The following is a 19,267-nucleotide window of genomic DNA, read 5'->3' as shown; positions in this document are numbered from 1 at the left end:
GATGGCGGTAGATGGTATGTGGGAATGAATTGTCACATACAGCCTACTTATTAAATGTAACTTTCTATGTTATTACTCTTAGTCTAAAATTGATTACATTGAGACAGGGTAACGATTAATGAAAAAGTCCGTTCAGATAGGATCAAATTTATTTTTAATCATAATGGGTTTGTTATTTGTCATCTTGATGGCTTTAAAAAAGCTCCTGATTCCTGCTACCTCTTAATTATTCGGTGAGCAACTTATGTCTTCTCCGTACTAAATTTTTTATAAAAGTAAATTGGCTCCAAAAGGTCCCTTCCATCCCAGGCAATTCGATAAATTTATAAGTAAAGGTCGCTGCCGGAATTAATATGATGCCAACGCTAAAACAAGTCATGAATTTTTGTATTGGATGGGCGAGTAGTGCCATAGGGTGCATTGAGGCAAATAGTGCAACAGGGAATACTACAAGGTATTGAAGAAGATAAATACTGTAGCTTATCCGGCCAAGAAAGAGTAAGGGTTTATAAGTTAATATTTTAGGTTCTGCTATAAGAATGCTGAGAAATAAAACACCTGCTAGAAAAAAGTGTTTGAAATCGAATTGGCCGGATGTTATGAGAGATAAGAGAAGCGCTAATAAAGCCATAGCCCCCAAAAAGGGTTTTATCTTTGAATCCTGTAAGCTTGGATAATGATACATTAACCATGCGCCAAAACTTCCAATGATAAAAAACGGCCATGACGCATTGCCTAAAGAGTATAAATCACGAGAAGCTACTAGAAGAACAGATAAAACGATTGTAATCGCCATGAATGTGGACTGGCGATATAGAAAATATAAAGGGGGTAGGACTAAATAAAATTTCCATTCATAACTTAAAGTCCATGCAATACCAATAAAGGACAAGGCATTGATACTACCAAAATAGAGTACTCCATCACCTAAAAAGCCATATGAAAATATATCGATAATTCCTTGAAAATGAAGAGAGAAGTCATTCGATGTTTTTACGGAGAGGTAAAAACATACAAGAATAGTTATTGAGGCAACAAAAAGGTAAAGAGGAACTATTCGCCTTACCCTGGCCATATAAAAAGAAGCGGGGTTAAGTTTATTTTCTAAAGCTTTTTTAGTAAATAAGTAGGCAGTTAAAGCAAAAAATAACTGTACACTAATAAACCCTATGCGATTTCCAATTATGGGGGTGCCGGTGATACCAAAATAAGCAAGTAAATGATGATTCACGTGACACGCTACAACACCCAATGCAGCTAACCCTCTTACACCATCTAAATGCTGATATCGATGATCTTTAGCATCACTTATATTGAAGAGACGCTTACAAGGTAATGCTATAATGAATGCTATAGCAAAAAATCCAATAAAAAAAAGAGCCTGAATAATTTGATGCATAATTCTTGCTAAGCCTTAGCTCAATGAGTTACGGCAATTTACTTGAATAGAATAAAATATTCAATGCGTATGAAGGTGGATTTTTATTGACCTGTAGAAAATTTTTTCATGAATTAACGAGCACCGCAATACTATAGCGGGGTTAGAGCCGCTTTGCTAAGTTTTTGGGTAGGGAGTTAGCATTGCATCGGAGCCAATTCAGTATAGCTGGCTGCTAATTCATCCAATGCCTGGCCGCTAACTCGATGTACTGTCCATTCGTCCATTGGTTTTGCACCAAGCTTTTCATAAAATTTAATCGCAGTTTCATTCCAATCCAATACCCACCATTCAAAACGCCCACAGTCTCTATCCTTAGCTAACTTAGCGAGAAAGGCCAACATAATTTGTCCTATTCCCTGACCACGTGCTTCGGGCTTCACATATAAATCCTCCAAATAAAGGCCTGGTTTTGCTAAAAATGTTGAATAGTTGTGAAAAAATAAAGCAAAACTAACTGGTTTTTTATCGAGATAGCCGATAATTACTTCACCATAAGCTTTAGAGCCAAATAGGGTCTTCAACAATTGTTCTTCGGTAGCAACTACCTCATGCAGTAATCGCTCATACTCCGCTAATTCTTTAATAAATTGTAAAATTAAGGGTGCATCGGATGCTGTTGCAAATCTAATTTTTAAATCGTGACTCATGATCTTTTCTCTGCTATTTCACTTTAGGTGGTTATTCCTATCTTAGCTGATTTCTTAATTTATTAGGACACGCAAGAAGCTCATGCGCATCGTAGTGTTCAATAAGTGATTGATTTTTTATCTATTTGATGTTATAATACCCAGATTATTTTAGCCGCCATTCCTTGTTTTTAGAGGGCCTGGCTTGGTTTCAAAATAGAAAAAATCAAAAAACGTCTGTTTCCCGGGAGTAAGTCATGTGGTTCACTTTTGCTATTCTTGCCGCCATCTTATGGGGATTTAATTACGCGTTGGCTGAAAAAATATTACACAGTATTTCACCGAGTACATTATTGGCATTGGAAATGATAATTGGGGCTATATTGTTTACCTGCATTTCTTTTTTTACCACCATGAAAAGAGACGTTGAAATATTAACCACTGATTCTGGCCTACTGTTATTAACAATCGTCGAGATTGCCATTGTACTCATCGCCAGTTATTTCATCGCAGCTTCCATTAATCTTAAAAATGCTACGATTGCAGGTATTGTCGAATTAACTTATCCCATATTTACCATTATTTTTACTTGGTTTTTATTTAATCAAGCGCACGTGAATTTTTCAGTCATTGTGGGTGGACTTTTAATTTTCATCGGTGTTTTGGTCATCAGCTTGGCATAAAAACTTAAAGATATTGGCTCATTAAGAGTCTAACTTAATATAAAAGATATTGATCTTATTAAGTTACTTGTGGTGAATTTTTGTATGAGCCTTGAAGTGGTGGTCCCACGATTTAGTTGTAAGCTACGAGATAAAGTTTATCCACCGTTTGCAAATATTTATCCATTTATTTCTCAAATCTGATTTGTTGTTCTGCCTGTTTATTTATTTATTGCTGCAGTATTATGTGTCGAAGGCAAAATAGGAGTAACAACAAAAGGATTAGTCAATGAAGGCAAAAATTATACAAAAGCAAATTAAGTTATATGATCAAAACAAAGGATATTTTAGGACGCTTAAGGATGAGCCGCATATTAAAGAGTTACGTGAATTTTGTAATAACAAACTTGAAGGTATTGATACCTTATCTCCATCGTTACTTTTAGAATTAGTCACTATTTTGATTGGTAAGAAGGATAGAGATGGAGATTCAGAGAGCAGCCGTATCTTTAGAATGCTTGTTAATTATTTTGGTGGTTATGAAGCATTAGATTGTTTAAATAATCAGAAACAACTGTCAGTAGAGCATGTGGTGTTTTTGAAGAAAAATGCCAAGCATGCCAAAGAGTTAGCACCATTGTTGGCTTCTATTAGCAAAAAACTTTCTCCATCTATCATGACAATCGTTCTGCATGCAGCAGAAATGATGTCAGAACCAGAACAATTAGTAGAGATATTCAAATATTTTAGGCAATTAGCATTCGCCGAGGATGCTTTTCTTTATTTTGAAACACTGGGTGCTCTTAATCGTTACGGCATAAATACAGATGATGTGGTCCCACTATTAATTGACGTGAAACAGCTTTTTAGCAAGAAGCAGGCATTGGAAACATTATTCAGGATTAACCCGCAATTATTCAATCTTGATAATGTGATCAATATTCTGAAATTACAAAATCCTTATCATTTTTATAAGTTGTTAGAACTTCTTCCTCATACGCAAGATAGCTTGAATAAGTTGTTTGTTGTTGATGGCATACTCGATAAGTGTTCTTTTGCCGAAGAAATTATCAAGAATTTTAAAAGCGCTGGTTGGGATCCACAGCCTTATTTGACCTATATTTTAAGTGTCGATAGAAAGGGATTCGATATAGAATGTGCCACGGGTAAGCTAAAGGAAATGACTATCAATCCTGAACTACTTCCCTTGATTTTAGAAACACTATTTGTTCGCTCTAATGAGAGTATGGCATTAGTCAATGCGGTGACTCTCTTAAATCAAGAGAACCTGGAAGAGGATGTGTTAAATTTGGCTTTTGCCACTAATTATCCTGATCGCGTTGCTGAAGCAGTAGTAGCGCTTAAAAAGGCGACACTTTTCAATAATCAAACAACGGATGTTATTTGTTCTCATCCTGAACATGCTTTTGGATTAGCACAGGCGATGATTCAATTGAGCCGCCTCGACTGCTCTGTTAATGCAGCGTATGACGGATTAGATCAATACCCTCATAGTGCAGACAAGGCAGCAAATGTTATTGAGTACTTACAAGCAAATTCGCTGATACATAATTTGAATAATAAATCTGAAGTGAGTAAAGGAAGAATTAAACTGTCTACGGATATGGTTGTTGCCGCAGTGTGTAAAGCCGAATTAACGGATGACTCCTTGCTTAAATTATTCGAAATGATGAAGGCAGCGAATCTCTTAGATATATATAATCTTGATAAGTTAATACACAAGTTGAAATATGTTAAAACGCTGGCTAGTGCTGCACGATGTTTGGCGAACAGTAATCAATTGGATCAATTAAATTTTGATAGCATAATCAGCGATCCGATTAATTCTATAGTCTTAGCAGAGAATTTAGGAGGTTCCCCTTGCTCGCCTTCATTACCTAAGGTGATAGATGAAGGTGCTCAGGATTTTGTAGCAATCCGAAAAGCTGCAAAAATCTTGGCATTAGGACAAAGACAGGGGCTTTTTTTTCCTAAGCTAGAGCCAGAAAAACTTCAAACTTTCGAAAAAACGACACATCGAAAAATGGCTGCCATACAAAATGAAGCAATGATGAAAATTGCTCAGTATACAAGTGAACATCATCTAGAGAGAGCTACGGAGCATCATATAGCGAATAGTTTTTATTTTTCTGTATTGCATCCGAAGTAAGAAATAAAGCTGCTTATGATTATGCGCGGGAAATCATGTCACTTAATGGGATAATGCTTGATGCTCAAGAAGGATTTACAGTATTTATTGAAAAGCGCAAACCCCATTGGAATGAAAAATGAATGTATCACTACAGCGAAAGTTAATCCATTTCTAATCGTGTTCAGTGAGACATGTAGACGGTTACTCCTATACTCAACCCCCTACGTGCCGTGCATAAAGCGCGATACGTAGGGGGAAATTTCGCGTGGATTGCTCAGGCCTTGTCCGCGACATCTAAAGAATCTTAAATAAGTTTATGTTGTACTTATGTTATTTCGGTTTTGAGGCCATCTTGCGAAGTTGCTAAAGCCTCACTCACAATTTTACACGCGTGTTCTAGTTGTTCTGATTTAGCCTTCAAATGCTCCATGTGAACTGTGTTTAATGATTTACCCGACCAAAGAGTAGCAAATGTATTTCCCATAGCGCATTTATTTGAAATGATGGGATCGAAATAAAGTGGAGAAAAGATGGCCATACCAAATAATTTTAGTAAGCTGGAAATAACTTCTAGGATGTTTAGCGTATGATGATCTTTGAGGTGTTCTATATCTGTTTTTGTTATTACATCACTTAATTCTTTGGTTTGTTCTAACTTAAATCGAATTGCTTCCTCAATAGAGTGCCCCTCAAATTTTTTCTCTCGAATGACATACAGTTCGCCTAAAAATTTGGTACGTAAATTAATGTCTTCCTCTTCTGTAGGTACATCATTTTTGTGAAGCCAATTATTCTGCCGAAAAAGTTGCTCATCAAGTGCAGAAAAATAGTAAGCAAGAATTGCATTAAAGAGTGTCTTTTCATTAAGCATTGCTGCCAATTGAGACTCTGGAATTTTTTCATAGGCGTCAATCTCGTTGTGTCGTAGTATAGACCGCACTGCAAAGATTATGAGTTCCTCATCAAAATCATGGGGATATTTTGACAGAATTTTTTTTGCAGTTTTTGATATTTTTTTCACTCTTTGCTCGAAATCTTTAGCTTCTTCTGCATATATTTTTGCTAGTGACATCTTACTTCCCCTAAAAGGATTCGTTTAAATTTTCACTAATGATACATTTTTAGCAAATTTAAGTTAAGTAAATCTTTTTAAGAGCATGCATATACCCATTGACCCCGGACACGAGCCCACATCATTGAACTTGCAGTATGAAGGCGGAATTATATTTGCAACATGACGTCAGCGCAACAAATCGTCGACCTTATGCTAGCGTTTACGGCTTGTCAAACTTTTTAGTAACCAACGGAAAAAATCGCGAACGACTTGCCGCACCAGAGTATTTTTACTCATTGTGACGAATATAGACGGTTCGGATGGGGTCGTTTTTTCTTGTGAAGGTGTGGGAGCTTCCATTGTCGTGCTTTGTTTTTTTGCAGCAAGCATTTCGGCAGCAGAGGGTGGATTTTCCCGACGAGAATAGCGTTGATACAAATGAGATTTGTTAAGTATTTGCTGGACTTCGGACTCAGTTAATACACCCATTCTTGACTCTGGCGGCCTCATCAAACAGTGAACTAAGGGGGTAGGTTCTCCTTCCGCGTCAAGAGCGCTCAAAAGTGCCTCACCAATGCCTAAAGAGGTTAACATTTTCTCTGTATCATAGTGGGTTGATGGAGGAAAGTTTTGCGCGACTAATTTCATTGCTTGTCGATCTTTGGCAGTAAATGCACGCAAAGCATGCTGAACTTTCAATCCGAGCTGCCCTAAAACAGCCTCGGGAATATCGTTAGGCGTTTGTGTGCAAAAAATTAAACCTACGCCTTTAGAGCGAATTAATTTAACAATAGTATCTAGTGTACTTAATAAGGCTTTATTGGCATTTTTGAAAATCAGATGTGCTTCGTCAATAAATAAAACTAATTTTGGCTTATCGGGATCGCCCAACTCAGGCAGTTGACGATAAATGTCGGTCAGTAGCTTTAACATAAATGTTGAAAACAACTGTGGTCGATCTTGCATGTCCATTAAACGAATAATGGAAATAATTCCCTGGTTGTTTTCGTTATATTGTAATAAATCCTCAATTTTAAATGCGGGTTCACCAAAAAAATCTTTGCCACCTTGTGATTCCAATTCAACAATTTTACGCATAATGGAACCAATAGAAGTCGCAGCAACGCTGCCATATTGTGATTCAATTTCTGCATTACCCTCTTTACTTTGTACGTATTGCAACAACGCTTTAAAATCATGTAGATCAATGAGCGGCATCGCATTGTCTTTAGCATACTCAAAAAGAATAGTAACAACACCAGCCTGAGTTTCGTTGATTTCTAACATCCTCGAAAACAGTAAAGCACCAAAATCAGAAATAGTTGCCCGTAAAGGAACTCCAGGAACGCTGCTTAGAGTATATAACTCTACAGGGAAACTGCGAGGAGTAAATGGTAATTGTAAGGATTTACACCGCTTTTCAATACCCGGATTGGCTTCTCCTGGCATTGCCAAACCAGAGACATCGCCTTTAATATCCATTACCAGGCAAGGAACCCCAGCTAAGGACAATTGCTCGGAAAGCACTTGTATGGTTTTTGTTTTTCCACTACCTGTAGCTCCAGCAATCAAGCCATGACGGTTAAATGATTTGAGTACGAGATTAACGGGGGCATTTTCTAACACCTTATCCTCAGCAAGAATGCCTCCCAACTGTAAAGAAGCAATGTCTTTGGGGGCTTGGTAAGGAACAGTCAGATCTTCATACATAAAAACATCCTTGTTGCAGTGAATATTTATTAATTATACTCATTATTTTAGATTATTGCTGGATAGGTAATCTTCAAACAAACATTCAAAAAAATGGTTTTTTTGTTTTGAAAAGACTCATTCCATATTACGATTCTTCTCAGCACTATCCAAGTTAACAATATGAAACGACTGGGTTTACAGTAAGCGTGGCCTTTCTAGAGATAGAGGTAAGGGGTATGGGCTTGCTGATTACATCTTTCCCTCATACCTGTTCGGGGGGACTGCGCTTTATGCGCAGTATCCAGAGGTTTGTTTTAAAAACTAAAAAGATCATGAAATAGTGACGGCTCTTCGGGACATGGGAGCCGTTACGGATTGAATGATTGCATTACTTCGTGTTTTGTGTTTCGCTTAAAAAGACTAATTTTATAGTCATTCGTATTATTAAATTATCAATAAGTTTATATTATTTCATTTTTACGTCAGAGTATATTCCATGAAATTTGATAATGAAAAAGGAGTTAACTATGTGGGAGCGAACCCTCAATACGGCAAAGACAAAACAACCAATTTCCACCACAGGAATGTTTGCTCATACTTATTATTGGTTAATGGCTCCCTCTGGGGATCAAACCTATCGGAATCCTTTCTATACGAATGAGCAAAATCAAGAATCAGAGACGGCAATTTATTTTATTCATGGTACAGCAGATCAATCCTCCGCTTTTCAACGGGTTGCCGAGCGCTTGATTCAAGCTGGACTTCCTAATGAAATTTCTTCCTTAAATTTACTTTCTTTTGCCCAACGATATCAGGGAAAAAGTATCGAGTTTTTTGCGGAACAACTTAGGGATAAAATAAAAGCAAATCATCATCGACGAGTCATTTTAATTGCTCATTCTCGTGGTGGTTTGGTTGCCTCATATTTCGCAGAGTTTTTGGCCCGCTTAGCCGGTATTGAAGTACTTTTAATTATTACAGTAGGTACACCATTTAATGGTTCTTATCTGGCTATGAAACCCTTGTCATGGTTTTCTGATTCAATCAAGGAAATGGAAATTGATAGTGAATTTCTGATACGGCTTAAAAGAAAAATAATCGAAAACTCAGCAAGTACCTATCATTTTTTCATTGCAACAGAAGATGCAATTGTTCCAGGAGAATCTGGGTATATTAAAGAATATGTTGATAAGTATCCAAACTCACTCAATATCTTAGATCGCCACGGTCATCTTTCAGTGATGTCGTCTCATCGTTTAGTGTCCCAAACTGCCTATTTGCTCCACAAATATTTAAATTCTTCCCTCATTAATTCAGAAGTAATTGTTTCTAAATTGGCAGATTTTACCCTAATTGAAGACTATCTGCCCGGACAATCAAAGTCTCAGGTCAGTCCTAAAGGCAAAAGCGGTGGCTCTTGACATTTTTGTTCTTTAGAAGGCAACATGAGCTATATATTTTTACAGCCCATTCTCGAAAGGGTTAAAGCGTCCAATTTGATAACATAGTTAAACTGATTTTGATAGAGTTATCCAATCATTACAGTTGTAAGGAATCTGATGCATGATACAAAATTTTATTCCAAAAATTGGATAACTACTTACGAAAACGATCTTTTAGCTTTGTTACAGCGCTTACCGCGTAAATCGGCCAATTATTCGCGTATTCGCTCTGTTCTAAACATGGTACGTCAAATTGCTAGTGCACAAACATTATCCCCAAATTCCGTACCATCAGAGTGGAAGGTAGCTCAGCAAAAATTACTTAATGGCCTCTATGAACAACTTCATGCATCGCTGACTGAAAATAATTATGGTTCTACTTGGTTTACCAGGATTATTGATCGTTATTGTTCTGGTGATCATGTGCTACAACAGCGATTGAATTATTTTATTCAGCGAGCAATAGGTCCAGTAATTAAATTATCTGAGTGTATTAAAGACAAAAATAGAACATTGGCAATTGAGTTTCCTGATCAGGAAATGCGCGATATATTTTTGAATCGATTAGGTTTAAATAAAGACACTGATTCAATAGTCATTCATGGGAATAGTGTTTCTCTCCCAGCTTTTTTATCAAAAAATCAGCAACTAGCCGTTACTTTTCCAACGATTAAATCTAGGGACAGCTTTAAGTATCTGCTTAATCTAGATAAAGCAAATCTTGTTACTTCTACTGTCGACGATTGCACGCTCTATATCAATGATAGACGCATACATGACACTGCTTCCACGTTTCATATTGCAGTGCTATGTCCCTATTTCGCCGAACGTTATAAAATACAATATACCTCTCATATACTTGCTCAAGCATATCGAGATGGTACTAGTTTTTTTAGTCAGGTTAAATTTCCTATTGAATTAGCAGTAAAAATTGCCTCAGATGCCTCTTCATCTGAAGCAATTTCTATAGATGAGAAAATGCAAATTGCATATTCCAGTTTTCGTCGACCTTAAGTTAGCGTTTAATATAATAACTATACGTTATCTCATCATCTGTTTGGGCTGATGGTTTTTCCACATCAGAACTTGGTTGCTTTCTTGCCGGGATATCTGAGTCGTCCTTGGCAAATAAGGTATGTCTACTTACATTTTTAAAGCCCAAACAATTAGGTTTTGGTCGTTCCGTTGTTGTCCCTGCATCACAGGTTTTTGTTTGCACAGTGACCATTTTTTTACCAAGCCCACCTAATCCGTGATAGTAAAGCTCTACAGAGCCGCTATTATCTAAGTTGATGGCATGAGTACACCCGAGTGCGGCAAATAAATCCGCAAACTCTTCCGCAGTAACACCGCAGTTACGATCAGGATTATGAATGACCATGACAACAATATTATTGCCATTATTTTTGTAGCCAACCCCAGTACGCGGCAATCGATTTGCATGGTTATTATTCAAATCGGGTGTTTTTAATCTCGTTTCATCCCTTAGAATAATAAACCCGGATACGGCATTTTTATCATCATAAAAATTGGGATTTGTCTCCAATGCAGGTTCAATATCTGTATGGGCCATGATAGATGCTTTTTTACGTGCAGCATCAAAAACAATTGTATCCAACCCAACATTATTCTGATCAAGTACTTTATATGTGGACACCAGCTCACCATGACTTACCGATAAGCCAACAAGAAATGTGCGTGGTTGTGTTCTAGGGTTGATTTTTTCTCCCACATTGGGTACACCAGTTGTCCATACATTAAACCAATTCGCATTGACTAATAAATCGGGTTTATCACTACTAGGGTCTGGGTAAGCTTCTGTCCAGTTGTCACGCCATTCTTTTAATGTGAATAATGGTGCATCAAACTGACCACCTGTATAATTATTGCCATAACGATCGGGAAATTTAGGTGCATTGGGTACAAATGTTTCATACTGAGATAATGGAATCTCAACATAATAACCCTGAACTTTTTCACGGTACGGGTTTTTACTCAAAATTTCATCAAAATTGGGTAGAGAGCGGATGTCTTGTACTTCTGTGGCACGAGTAATACCAGCAATTTTTTCATTTACTTTATCTGTTTTTGTATTTAACGGCTTACTAAACACAGGATGTTCCTCGCTGTAATGCATATTGGAGCTAATTTTTTTGCTAATGATAACTCGAATACATTAAGGAATTATTAAAAAAGGACAGTTTGCTTATTTTTTGTTAAATTAAGGAGTAATTTGAATCTATCTTATTGATTAATTGGGGGTAGGAGTTTCATTCTGTTCGGGAGTAAACTCTACATGCTCCAGCGATCTTCCCTTATCAATGTAAGCAAATGACTCGGTAAAATCACGTAATTCCATTTCAAAAGTAGAGTTCTTGGTTGTGCTGAATTTCAGCTTAGATTCACCTGTTTTGGGATCTATTGTTTCGCTTGTATGTCGTCCTCCTGACAGGAAAAAATGTGAAATTAAAGAACGATCTTCAGGAAATGGATTACGTAATACAATAAATTTTTTACCAGTTACTGGATTTTCCCTGATGCCGACGATTGCGTAAGAATGCTCTGGGATAATACCTTTTGAAGGCATATTTTTAGGATCAGCTACTACAGGTTGATCGTGCTCCATTGCATTTTTTAACTCAGAGAACAAATGTTCTTCCTCATAACCATAGCTTTTTCTAGAAGGCAGTATTTTATTGGTATTCAGCCATGTTACTACAGCTTGGATCGCTTCTTTTGGGCAGGTTTCGGGGTTTTTTTGCTGCATTTTATTAAGGTGTGCTTGAAAGGCTTCAATGGTCAAGGGGTGGGTTTTTAATAATTTCTCCCAATCTTTCTTATTGGGTTTTACCCAAGCCCACCAATCTGCCAAGAGTGCACTGTTATCATTAAAAACATGCTTTACTATATTCTGCATGGTAGCTGGATTAGTCATAGGACGTAATAAAAAAATTAAAGTATAAACATCTTGACCGGAACAGCCAGCAATACTCTTTGTATAAAGATCAGCAAGTGTACTTTTTGATTGGTATGGTAAAGAAAGAGAGTCTGTAGATCTTCCAAGGAAGGTTTGTAATGCTTGAGTGGTTTTTCCACTTTTTAACGTTTGATTATAATCTCCTGAATGAAACGCTGTATATGCTTTTTCAAGATATCGAACCCATGTGGCTCCACTACTTAACACACCTGGCGATGTTGGCAGTGATTTATCAATAGCTATCCAGTGAGGTTTATATGAATCATCAAAAAGCAAAACATGAACTTCCCCATCTTTTTCAACCATTCGCTGGCGAATAAAATTCTCACCACCTGGAAGCGCAAGAATCGAATTAATAGCTGACAATAGATAACAATCACCTGATTGACTGCCTTGAATGATTTGTTTTACTTCTAATTTGCCGGGATAGAGCGGAGCAGTATCTGCTTTATGAGTTACTTGTTTCCCTCCAAATTTTCCAGTTGGATCTTTTCTATACTTTGTTTGAGCCATAATGAATACACTGCTTTTTCTTTAAAGCATTTTCAGCTTCTCAAGAATTAAGTTATTTATAGTATAAATTATAGTCAACTTATTAAATAAATGAGCTTTACATGTTTTTTTTAGTTAATTTTGGATTGAAAGTCTGCTTTTGCGAACCCGATTTTCGATTCATTAATCAGCTATAGTTATTATAGAGTTAAAGGAGGAGCTAATTATGGAAAAAGCAAAACTGATAGGCATTAACCATATTGCACTTGAAGTGGGAGATGTGGAACACTCATTGGAATTTTATAGCAAAATTTTTAATTTTACTTTGCGAGGTAAAGATAAAAATCATGCTTTTATTGATTTAGGCGATCAATTTATTGCTCTAATGCGAAATACTACCCCTCATAAAGATAAGATACGTCATTTTGGTCTTGTGGTTGATGATCGTTCCAAGGTGAAAGAATTGGCGAAAAAGGCTGGGGCTGAATTAATTGGAGAACAATTTTTAGATTTTCTGGACCCTTGGGGGAATCATATTCAAGTCGTGGAATATGCCGACATTCAATTTACAAAAGCACCGGAGGTATTAGCTGGAATGAATTTAAATTTACATAAAAATAAAGGCGCGCTGCAAGAACTGCAGGCGAAAGGAATGAGTCCTAAGCACTAATACTTCTTGAAGAACGGCTAGCACATTTTGCGAGAAATTTTTTCTAATCAATGCGCACATGTTGATGTATGCTGTGCTTGCTCAGAAAAATCTCCGTACAACCTGTACTCAAACCCAACCGTTCCTTGATAGTGACTGAGCATTTACACTATTGCCGAACAATTCTGTGGTATCTGGCGAAATGTTTCCATAAAATGAATTTTTTCTTCAAGACTCATTTTGCGTAGGAGCTAAAGACCTCGCTGAGTCATCACAACTAATTCTCATATACTGGATGTAATCTACAGGCTTGGCTGAGTCAATACTGGCATAAAAATTTTGCCCTAATTGTTATTGGTTAATAATACTCAATCTATTCGTGTACAAGAGCGCTCTTTGGTGAGTTCTATTAACTGATTTACTAATTGTGTGGCAATACCCTTACGCCTATAGTGCTCTTTCACATATAAGTCATGTAAATAAATGCCTGGGCCATCAAAAAGCGGAAAATTACGGTTTGTCATAGAAAAAAGTGCAAAGCCAACCGATAAATTTTGGATTTCCGCGATGAGCACTTGCTTATGCTTATGAAACGCAGGTGAAGCAACGTATTTTGCCGCTGATGCCGGAAGAAAATTTGGCTCTATTAAATTTTACTATTCCAGAATTGAATAATTTATTTACTCTCCTAGGTAAAAATGCATATGAGAAATTTTTAATTCACAGCAAGGACTCCAGCCCTCTTTCTAATGACCTAACACCGGAACGATTTAGAGAAATCACTGCCAATACAATGCGGGAATATACTGAATTAATTGGAAAATAAATTGTTTTTTGACCAACTTATTTATATATGTGCCCAGGGTCAAAAAATTACATTATTTATTGGTATTATGTATTTCTTGTTCGTTGCATAAAAGGCAGAATTAAGTATTCCAATAGTCCGAGCTTTATATAAAATAAAATTTATTAATTTTTAAGGATAAGCATGTGGTTAAATATCAAATTGTCGCAATAATCTTTTCAATAACGCTAAGCAACCTAATTTTTGCTGCAGAAGCTAAAAAAAACTGTGATAAAGCAGATTGGCGCTGCCATGGTTCTTTTTACATCACAGGCGGATATGTATTTACACACACTTTTTTCAACGACAATCAATTGTCATTATCTCCTCCCGACCAGTCAACAATACATTTTACACCTCGGGATGTGTTTCCCAACAATGCCAGCGGGATGCGTTGGGGGTTTGGAGCAGGCCTTGGTGACAACTTACCCTTCACTTATGAACTGGATTATAATCAAATTTTTACTCATTCAAAAATAAAAGATGGATTAAAAATTTCCAGATCAAGTAAGTCATTGGTAGCTATTATAGGATATACTCTTAACCCTAAAAGTAGATTAAGAGCCAGTATAGTTGGTGGTGCATCAGTTATTTCAACATACTTGACAGCGACTACGGTTGCCCCTCGTCAATTTTTTTCTCAGAACACAAACACTGTAGATGTTGATCCTTTTCTTGGCGGCTCCTTATCTTATCAGATTAATTCTAACTTTGCGTTGAGGGCAGTTGAGTTTTATGATTTTGCTACGTACAACAGAAGCGCTCAAGGTGTTGCGGTTACTCTGATAATGCTGAATTATTATCCAAAGTGATTCGTTTATTCCTTTTGATTGCGTGTTGTTCATAACTTTTCTTTTATCAGCTCATGGGGAGAGAGTTAAAAGCTGCTAGGAATTTTGCTTTTTCCTTATGGTAATCCTCTTAAGATCTTGGAAGCCAACAAAATATATACGGGTATTTCTCGATAAAATAAATTATTTCGCAAAAAAATCCTTATTCGAGGTGCTTACATGCGTTGAATCAACTATACTTTTTTTATCATAAAATATTTCTCTCTTGGATAAACAAATGATAAAGGAATGGATTTTATTTTCATTCAGCAGGAGTATTATTTTTATACTCCTTACTTTTGCTCAACTATCATTTGCACAAGCAACCTTGTCCACGGCCAATCAATCACCTATTAGGATAGGAAGCAGCACTGCTTTGGAAGGTCCGGCACAAACGTTGGGGCAGGGCATGACCCTTGGAATCAAAACGTATTTTGACAGAATAAATGCTGCTGGTGGTATCAATGGTCAAAAATTAACATTTATTGTCTATAATGATTCCTATGAGCCTTCGCTTGCTGCGCCTAACATGCGCAAATTAATTACGCAGGATCAAGTGCTCGCTGTCATCGGCAATGTGGGATCTCCAACTGCGGTGGTTTCAGTACCTATTGCCCAAGAATTGCAGACACTACTCTATGGTTGTTATGCTGGAACAGAAGTGCTCCGTAAAAGCCCCCCCGATCGGTACGTTTTTAATTTTCGTGCAAGTTATGCAGAAGAAACTGCGGCCATGGTGAAAGGTTTATTAAAAGCAGGAATTAAACCCGATGAAATTGCATTTTTTACACAAAATGATTCGTTTGGGGATTCCGGTTATTTTGGTGCTATAAAAGCGTTAAAGGAAGAAGGTTATCAAGATTCAGAAAAATTAATGCATGGTCGGTTCACCAGAAATACAGTAAATGTGGAGGAGGGTTTATCCGAGATCCTGGATGCAAAAAAAATGCCAAAGGCGATTATTATAGTAGCTCCTTATCTTCCTGCTGCTCGATTCATTAAATTGGCGGTTGAAGACCTGCCTAATACCCTGTTTCTCAATGTTTCTTTTGTGGGAAGTGAAACTTTGCTAAAAGAGCTTGGCACATTGGGAGATAACCGCGTGATAGTGACTCAGGTTGTTCCTAGTTATAACTCTGATCTTCCTGCTGTCAAAGAGTATCGAGAGAGTCTAAAAAAATATGCACATGATGCCCAACCAGGCTATATCTCATTAGAGGGGTACCTCGCTACAAAATTATTTGTCCTGGCATTACAACGTGCTGCGGATGCTAATAAATTGACGCGAGAAGGGCTTGTTGATGTGATGCAAAACATGCGCGATGTGGATATAGGCATCGATATTCCCATCAGTTATGATAAAAACAATCACCAGGCATTACATACAGTTTGGCCTACTATATTAAGAAATGGAAAATTTACCTCTCTTGATTGGACTGAATTGCATTCGTTTGTTAAAGAATAAGTGGAAGGATTATTAATGTACAGGAAACTAAGATTATCATTAGTAAACGTGTTTCTGTTATTTTATATTCTTACCGTTATTTTTACGATGATCCTTAGCTTGGCTGCACTCTATCTTAATCATCAACTGCTTCAAAATCAAAACCTTTTATTAACGGTGACTTCAATTGAAAACGCGCGATTTAGAATGAGTAATGCACGAACTCAATTCTTGGTGCGCCAACAAAGCATTTTAACCGCACATGAAGAAAATGATTTATCCAAACTGGAGCCTCGTTTACCGATAGAGACGATTTTTATTGAGGGGGAGGAACAATTGGCTTTGGTTACCAATAAAGTTTCCTCTGTCTTGCAGGCACTTGAAAATCTTAAAGTGATCTATCAGGAATTTTTAAAAATTGACGATCAATTATTGAAGTTGACTCAATCCTTTTTGAAAGCGAAAAACGAGTTGGCAGATCAAAAAAGAATTATTGATCAGCAAATTAAAAATATTCACAATAAGTCTGAAAATATCAGCGGTATTTTAACTTATCAATATAAAAAAAACATACGCCAACTACGTGGCTATTTCCAGGATGGAAAACTTCCACAAAGTGACCAGCTTAAAGGAGCATTAGAAACTCTGATTTTAAGTAATGCTGCAGATGCTCATCGTATCGATGAAAAAATTAATATAGAACTCGCACAGCTCATGGCATTGATCGAAGAAATTGCTGATGAAGAAAATTCCGATGAATTGAATAATTTAAAAGATAATCAACTATTGCAGCTAATCCCAGTAACACGCAGTAAATTGCAACAATTAAGTACTTTATTACAGGATAATCCGCAACTGCACCAAGCCGCATTGGATTTAGGCAACCAATTTAACTTGGTTGTTAATCAGTTAACCCAGGGTTCAGGAAGTATCCTCTCCCTGCGAAAAGAACTCAACAATCTTCAATTGCAATTACAAAAAAATCATATTGCGGTAAAGGAAAATTTAGCGTCTCTTGCAAAACAATTTGACAACTTGGATCAAATTACAAAGAAATTAAAGGATCAATCATTAAAGACTTTTCATAAGCTGATTGCAACCAATCGTATTATTATGGTTTCTTTACCTTTGGGCATCCTTCTATTTATTAGTATCGTAGGATATTTTTTATATCACGCTATTTCTAAATCATTGGGTAGTTTAAGTTCGGCAATGTATCAGATCACCAAAGACAAAGGCGGATTAGAGCAGCGTTTAAGTATGACGCCTTATGATGATCTTAACAGAGTCGTTAAAACCTTCAATGATATGGCCGAAAGCCTGCAATATACTCAAGAGCATTTACACGAATTGGTAGAGTCAAGAACCAAGGAGCTGCAAAATGTAAATCAGAATTTGGAACAGTTGGTGGTACAATTAAATGAAGCTAAAAAAGACTCGGAAGTGGCTAATAAAGCAAAATCTGAATTTATTGCCAATACCAGCCATGAATTACGCACGCCACTCAATGCTATCATTGGTTATTGCGAATTATTGAAAGAAGAAATGGAAGATGAGGGACATGAGATTTATCTGGATGATCTCAAAAAAATAGAGTCTTCAGCAAAACATTTGTTGTCGCTTATCAACGATATCTTGGATTTATCGAAAATTGAAGCAGGTAAGATGGATATTTTCCTGGAAGATGTCAAAATTCCCGAGATGATTAAGGAGTTGGAGGCTATAATTACTCCTTTGATGAGCAAGAATATGAATACATTTAAATGTGAGATCGATCCTCGGGTGGACACGATGCATACCGATCTCGTGAAAGTCAGACAATGTCTGTTAAATTTAATAAGCAATGCAGCTAAATTTACCAAAGAAGGTACGATTACTTTATCGGTTAAACCGTTAATGAGTGACGGTAAACCGTATATGCAATTTTCAGTCAGTGATACAGGGATCGGACTGACTCGTGAGCAATTAGGTACATTGTTTAAAGCATTCTCTCAAGCAGAATCCTCGACCGCGCGTCGATTTGGTGGAACTGGGTTAGGTTTGTATTTGACGAAAAGCTTCTCTAAAATTCTAGGAGGTGACGTGAGTATCGATAGTGAATATGGTAAGGGCTCCACGTTTACTATTGTTTTGCCGCTGATTAGTAAAGTAGGCGTTGAAAAAATATCTCAGGTAAAATTACCTGAACAACAAGTCCATGGAGAAGTAGGAGCCAAAACGGTCCTGGTGGTTGATGATGATCCTAAAATACATGACATAATGCAAAAGGCTTTAGAAAAATCAGGTATAAGAGTGTTACACGCATTCCATGGTGAAGAATGCCTTTCTTTAGCAAAAAAATATCAGCCTGACTTGATTACTCTTGATGTGATTATGCCCATGATGGATGGATGGACTACCTTATCAGCATTAAAATCTGATCCTAATCTGGCTAATATTCCCGTGATTCTGGTCTCAATGCTGCTGGAAAAAGACTTGGGTTTTGCTTTAGGTGCTGTTGACTATCTCAATAAACCCGTTGAACCTAAGACACTTATGGAGAAAATTGAGAGTATATTACCGCAGGATGCTATTAAATCTATATTAATTGTGGATGATGAAGCAGACGCACGGAATATTATTCGAAGAGCGATTAAAAAGTCGGGATGGAATGTGTTGGAGGCAAAAAATGGTCGTGATGCTTTAGAGGTTTTAGCTGACCAGACTCCTTCTCTGATTCTCCTGGATTTAATGATGCCAGAAATGGATGGTTTTGCTGTCATTCGTGAATTACAAAAACATGAAAAATGGGCTCAAATTCCTGTAATCATCTTCACTGCAAAGGATTTAACCCAAGAAGAACGAGACTTTCTGATGAATTCGAGCAAAGTAGTTTTACAAAAAAACTCCTATAGTCGGGAGCAACTTGTTGCCACGATAACGGATCAGATTGAACAAATAATTAAAAATCGCTAGGAGATAT

Annotated in this window: 16 protein-coding genes; 9 read left to right on the top strand and 7 right to left on the bottom strand. The window is 36.9% G+C overall.

What is annotated here, in order from left to right:
* Window positions 1–226 precede the first annotated feature (226 nt).
* The gene (locus DY223_RS15380) at window positions 227–1,399 is read right to left on the bottom strand and encodes an acyltransferase family protein (protein ID WP_058458276.1); all 1,173 of its coding nucleotides are present in this window, start codon (window positions 1,397–1,399) and stop codon (window positions 227–229) included.
* A 176-nt stretch (window positions 1,400–1,575) separates the two neighbouring features.
* Window positions 1,576–2,088, bottom strand: a complete 513-nt coding sequence (locus DY223_RS15375) for a GNAT family N-acetyltransferase (RefSeq protein WP_058458275.1) — start codon at window positions 2,086–2,088, stop codon at window positions 1,576–1,578.
* A gap of 236 nt (window positions 2,089–2,324) precedes the next feature.
* Between DY223_RS15375 and DY223_RS15370 the strand changes: the two genes are divergently transcribed.
* Both DY223_RS15370 and DY223_RS15365 read left to right on the top strand, forming a co-directional pair.
* Window positions 2,325–2,750: a DMT family transporter gene (locus DY223_RS15370; RefSeq protein ID WP_058458274.1), complete on the top strand. Its 426-nt coding sequence runs from the start codon at window positions 2,325–2,327 to the stop codon at window positions 2,748–2,750.
* Window positions 2,751–3,018: 268 nt separating this feature from the next.
* Window positions 3,019–4,899 (top strand): hypothetical protein, encoded by a 1,881-nt coding sequence (locus DY223_RS15365; RefSeq protein ID WP_058458273.1) that lies wholly within the window; start codon window positions 3,019–3,021, stop codon window positions 4,897–4,899.
* 307 nt (window positions 4,900–5,206) lie between these two features.
* On the opposite strand, the gene DY223_RS15360 is transcribed toward DY223_RS15365, so the two are convergent.
* Complete coding sequence (locus DY223_RS15360; protein ID WP_058458272.1) at window positions 5,207–5,953, bottom strand: hypothetical protein; 747 nt, start codon at window positions 5,951–5,953, stop codon at window positions 5,207–5,209.
* Between the two features lie 195 nt (window positions 5,954–6,148).
* On the bottom strand, window positions 6,149–7,645 hold the full coding sequence (locus tag DY223_RS15355; protein ID WP_058458271.1) for a helicase HerA-like domain-containing protein: 1,497 nt from the start codon (window positions 7,643–7,645) through the stop codon (window positions 6,149–6,151).
* A gap of 509 nt (window positions 7,646–8,154) precedes the next feature.
* On the opposite strand from DY223_RS15355, the gene DY223_RS15350 reads away from it, so the two are divergent.
* Both DY223_RS15350 and DY223_RS15345 read left to right on the top strand, forming a co-directional pair.
* Window positions 8,155–9,048: an esterase/lipase family protein gene (locus tag DY223_RS15350; RefSeq protein ID WP_058458270.1), complete on the top strand. Its 894-nt coding sequence runs from the start codon at window positions 8,155–8,157 to the stop codon at window positions 9,046–9,048.
* 138 nt (window positions 9,049–9,186) lie between these two features.
* The gene (locus DY223_RS15345; RefSeq protein WP_058458269.1) at window positions 9,187–10,083 is read left to right on the top strand and encodes a hypothetical protein; all 897 of its coding nucleotides are present in this window, start codon (window positions 9,187–9,189) and stop codon (window positions 10,081–10,083) included.
* A 1-nt stretch (window position 10,084) separates the two neighbouring features.
* Here DY223_RS15345 and DY223_RS15340 read toward each other — a convergent pair whose 3' ends face one another.
* Together DY223_RS15340 and DY223_RS15335 are read right to left on the bottom strand one after the other, a co-directional pair.
* Window positions 10,085–11,182 carry a phosphodiester glycosidase family protein gene (locus tag DY223_RS15340; RefSeq protein WP_058458268.1) on the bottom strand — a complete coding sequence of 366 codons (1,098 nt, stop codon included), beginning with the start codon at window positions 11,180–11,182 and terminating at the stop codon, window positions 10,085–10,087.
* A 138-nt stretch (window positions 11,183–11,320) separates the two neighbouring features.
* On the bottom strand, window positions 11,321–12,559 hold the full coding sequence (locus DY223_RS15335) for a C2 family cysteine protease (protein ID WP_058458267.1): 1,239 nt from the start codon (window positions 12,557–12,559) through the stop codon (window positions 11,321–11,323).
* A 205-nt stretch (window positions 12,560–12,764) separates the two neighbouring features.
* Between DY223_RS15335 and DY223_RS15330 the strand changes: the two genes are divergently transcribed.
* Window positions 12,765–13,208, top strand: a complete 444-nt coding sequence (locus tag DY223_RS15330) for a VOC family protein (protein ID WP_058458266.1) — start codon at window positions 12,765–12,767, stop codon at window positions 13,206–13,208.
* 347 nt (window positions 13,209–13,555) lie between these two features.
* Here DY223_RS15330 and DY223_RS15325 read toward each other — a convergent pair whose 3' ends face one another.
* Window positions 13,556–13,762: a GNAT family N-acetyltransferase gene (locus DY223_RS15325; RefSeq protein ID WP_058458265.1), complete on the bottom strand. Its 207-nt coding sequence runs from the start codon at window positions 13,760–13,762 to the stop codon at window positions 13,556–13,558.
* Window positions 13,763–13,785: 23 nt separating this feature from the next.
* Between DY223_RS15325 and DY223_RS15320 the strand changes: the two genes are divergently transcribed.
* The 4 genes from DY223_RS15320 (at window position 13,786) to DY223_RS15305 (ending at window position 19,260) form a co-directional block, all read left to right on the top strand.
* The gene (locus tag DY223_RS15320) at window positions 13,786–14,013 is read left to right on the top strand and encodes a hypothetical protein (protein WP_058458264.1); all 228 of its coding nucleotides are present in this window, start codon (window positions 13,786–13,788) and stop codon (window positions 14,011–14,013) included.
* Between the two features lie 164 nt (window positions 14,014–14,177).
* Window positions 14,178–14,843 carry a hypothetical protein gene (locus DY223_RS15315; RefSeq protein WP_058458263.1) on the top strand — a complete coding sequence of 222 codons (666 nt, stop codon included), beginning with the start codon at window positions 14,178–14,180 and terminating at the stop codon, window positions 14,841–14,843.
* A 256-nt stretch (window positions 14,844–15,099) separates the two neighbouring features.
* Window positions 15,100–16,326, top strand: a complete 1,227-nt coding sequence (locus DY223_RS15310) for an ABC transporter substrate-binding protein (RefSeq protein WP_082642396.1) — start codon at window positions 15,100–15,102, stop codon at window positions 16,324–16,326.
* A 15-nt stretch (window positions 16,327–16,341) separates the two neighbouring features.
* Window positions 16,342–19,260 (top strand): response regulator, encoded by a 2,919-nt coding sequence (locus DY223_RS15305; protein ID WP_058458262.1) that lies wholly within the window; start codon window positions 16,342–16,344, stop codon window positions 19,258–19,260.
* Window positions 19,261–19,267 lie beyond the last annotated feature (7 nt).

The organism is Legionella bozemanae (genome assembly GCF_900450575.1).
GTDB classification, from domain to species: domain Bacteria; phylum Pseudomonadota; class Gammaproteobacteria; order Legionellales; family Legionellaceae; genus Legionella; species Legionella bozemanae.
The sequence above is the reverse complement of the archived record's forward strand: the minus strand, read 5'-3'. Positions and strand labels throughout refer to the sequence as shown.

Coding starts and splice junctions, on each gene's coding strand:
- DY223_RS15380 (WP_058458276.1), bottom strand. CDS start 1,399: ATGCATCAAATTATTCAGGCTCTTTTTTTTATTGGATTTTTTGCTATA.
- DY223_RS15375 (WP_058458275.1), bottom strand. CDS start 2,088: ATGAGTCACGATTTAAAAATTAGATTTGCAACAGCATCCGATGCACCC.
- DY223_RS15370 (WP_058458274.1), top strand. CDS start 2,325: ATGTGGTTCACTTTTGCTATTCTTGCCGCCATCTTATGGGGATTTAAT.
- DY223_RS15365 (WP_058458273.1), top strand. CDS start 3,019: ATGAAGGCAAAAATTATACAAAAGCAAATTAAGTTATATGATCAAAAC.
- DY223_RS15360 (WP_058458272.1), bottom strand. CDS start 5,953: ATGTCACTAGCAAAAATATATGCAGAAGAAGCTAAAGATTTCGAGCAA.
- DY223_RS15355 (WP_058458271.1), bottom strand. CDS start 7,645: ATGTATGAAGATCTGACTGTTCCTTACCAAGCCCCCAAAGACATTGCT.
- DY223_RS15350 (WP_058458270.1), top strand. CDS start 8,155: ATGTGGGAGCGAACCCTCAATACGGCAAAGACAAAACAACCAATTTCC.
- DY223_RS15345 (WP_058458269.1), top strand. CDS start 9,187: ATGCATGATACAAAATTTTATTCCAAAAATTGGATAACTACTTACGAA.
- DY223_RS15335 (WP_058458267.1), bottom strand. CDS start 12,559: ATGGCTCAAACAAAGTATAGAAAAGATCCAACTGGAAAATTTGGAGGG.
- DY223_RS15330 (WP_058458266.1), top strand. CDS start 12,765: ATGGAAAAAGCAAAACTGATAGGCATTAACCATATTGCACTTGAAGTG.
- DY223_RS15310 (WP_082642396.1), top strand. CDS start 15,100: ATGATAAAGGAATGGATTTTATTTTCATTCAGCAGGAGTATTATTTTT.
- DY223_RS15305 (WP_058458262.1), top strand. CDS start 16,342: ATGTACAGGAAACTAAGATTATCATTAGTAAACGTGTTTCTGTTATTT.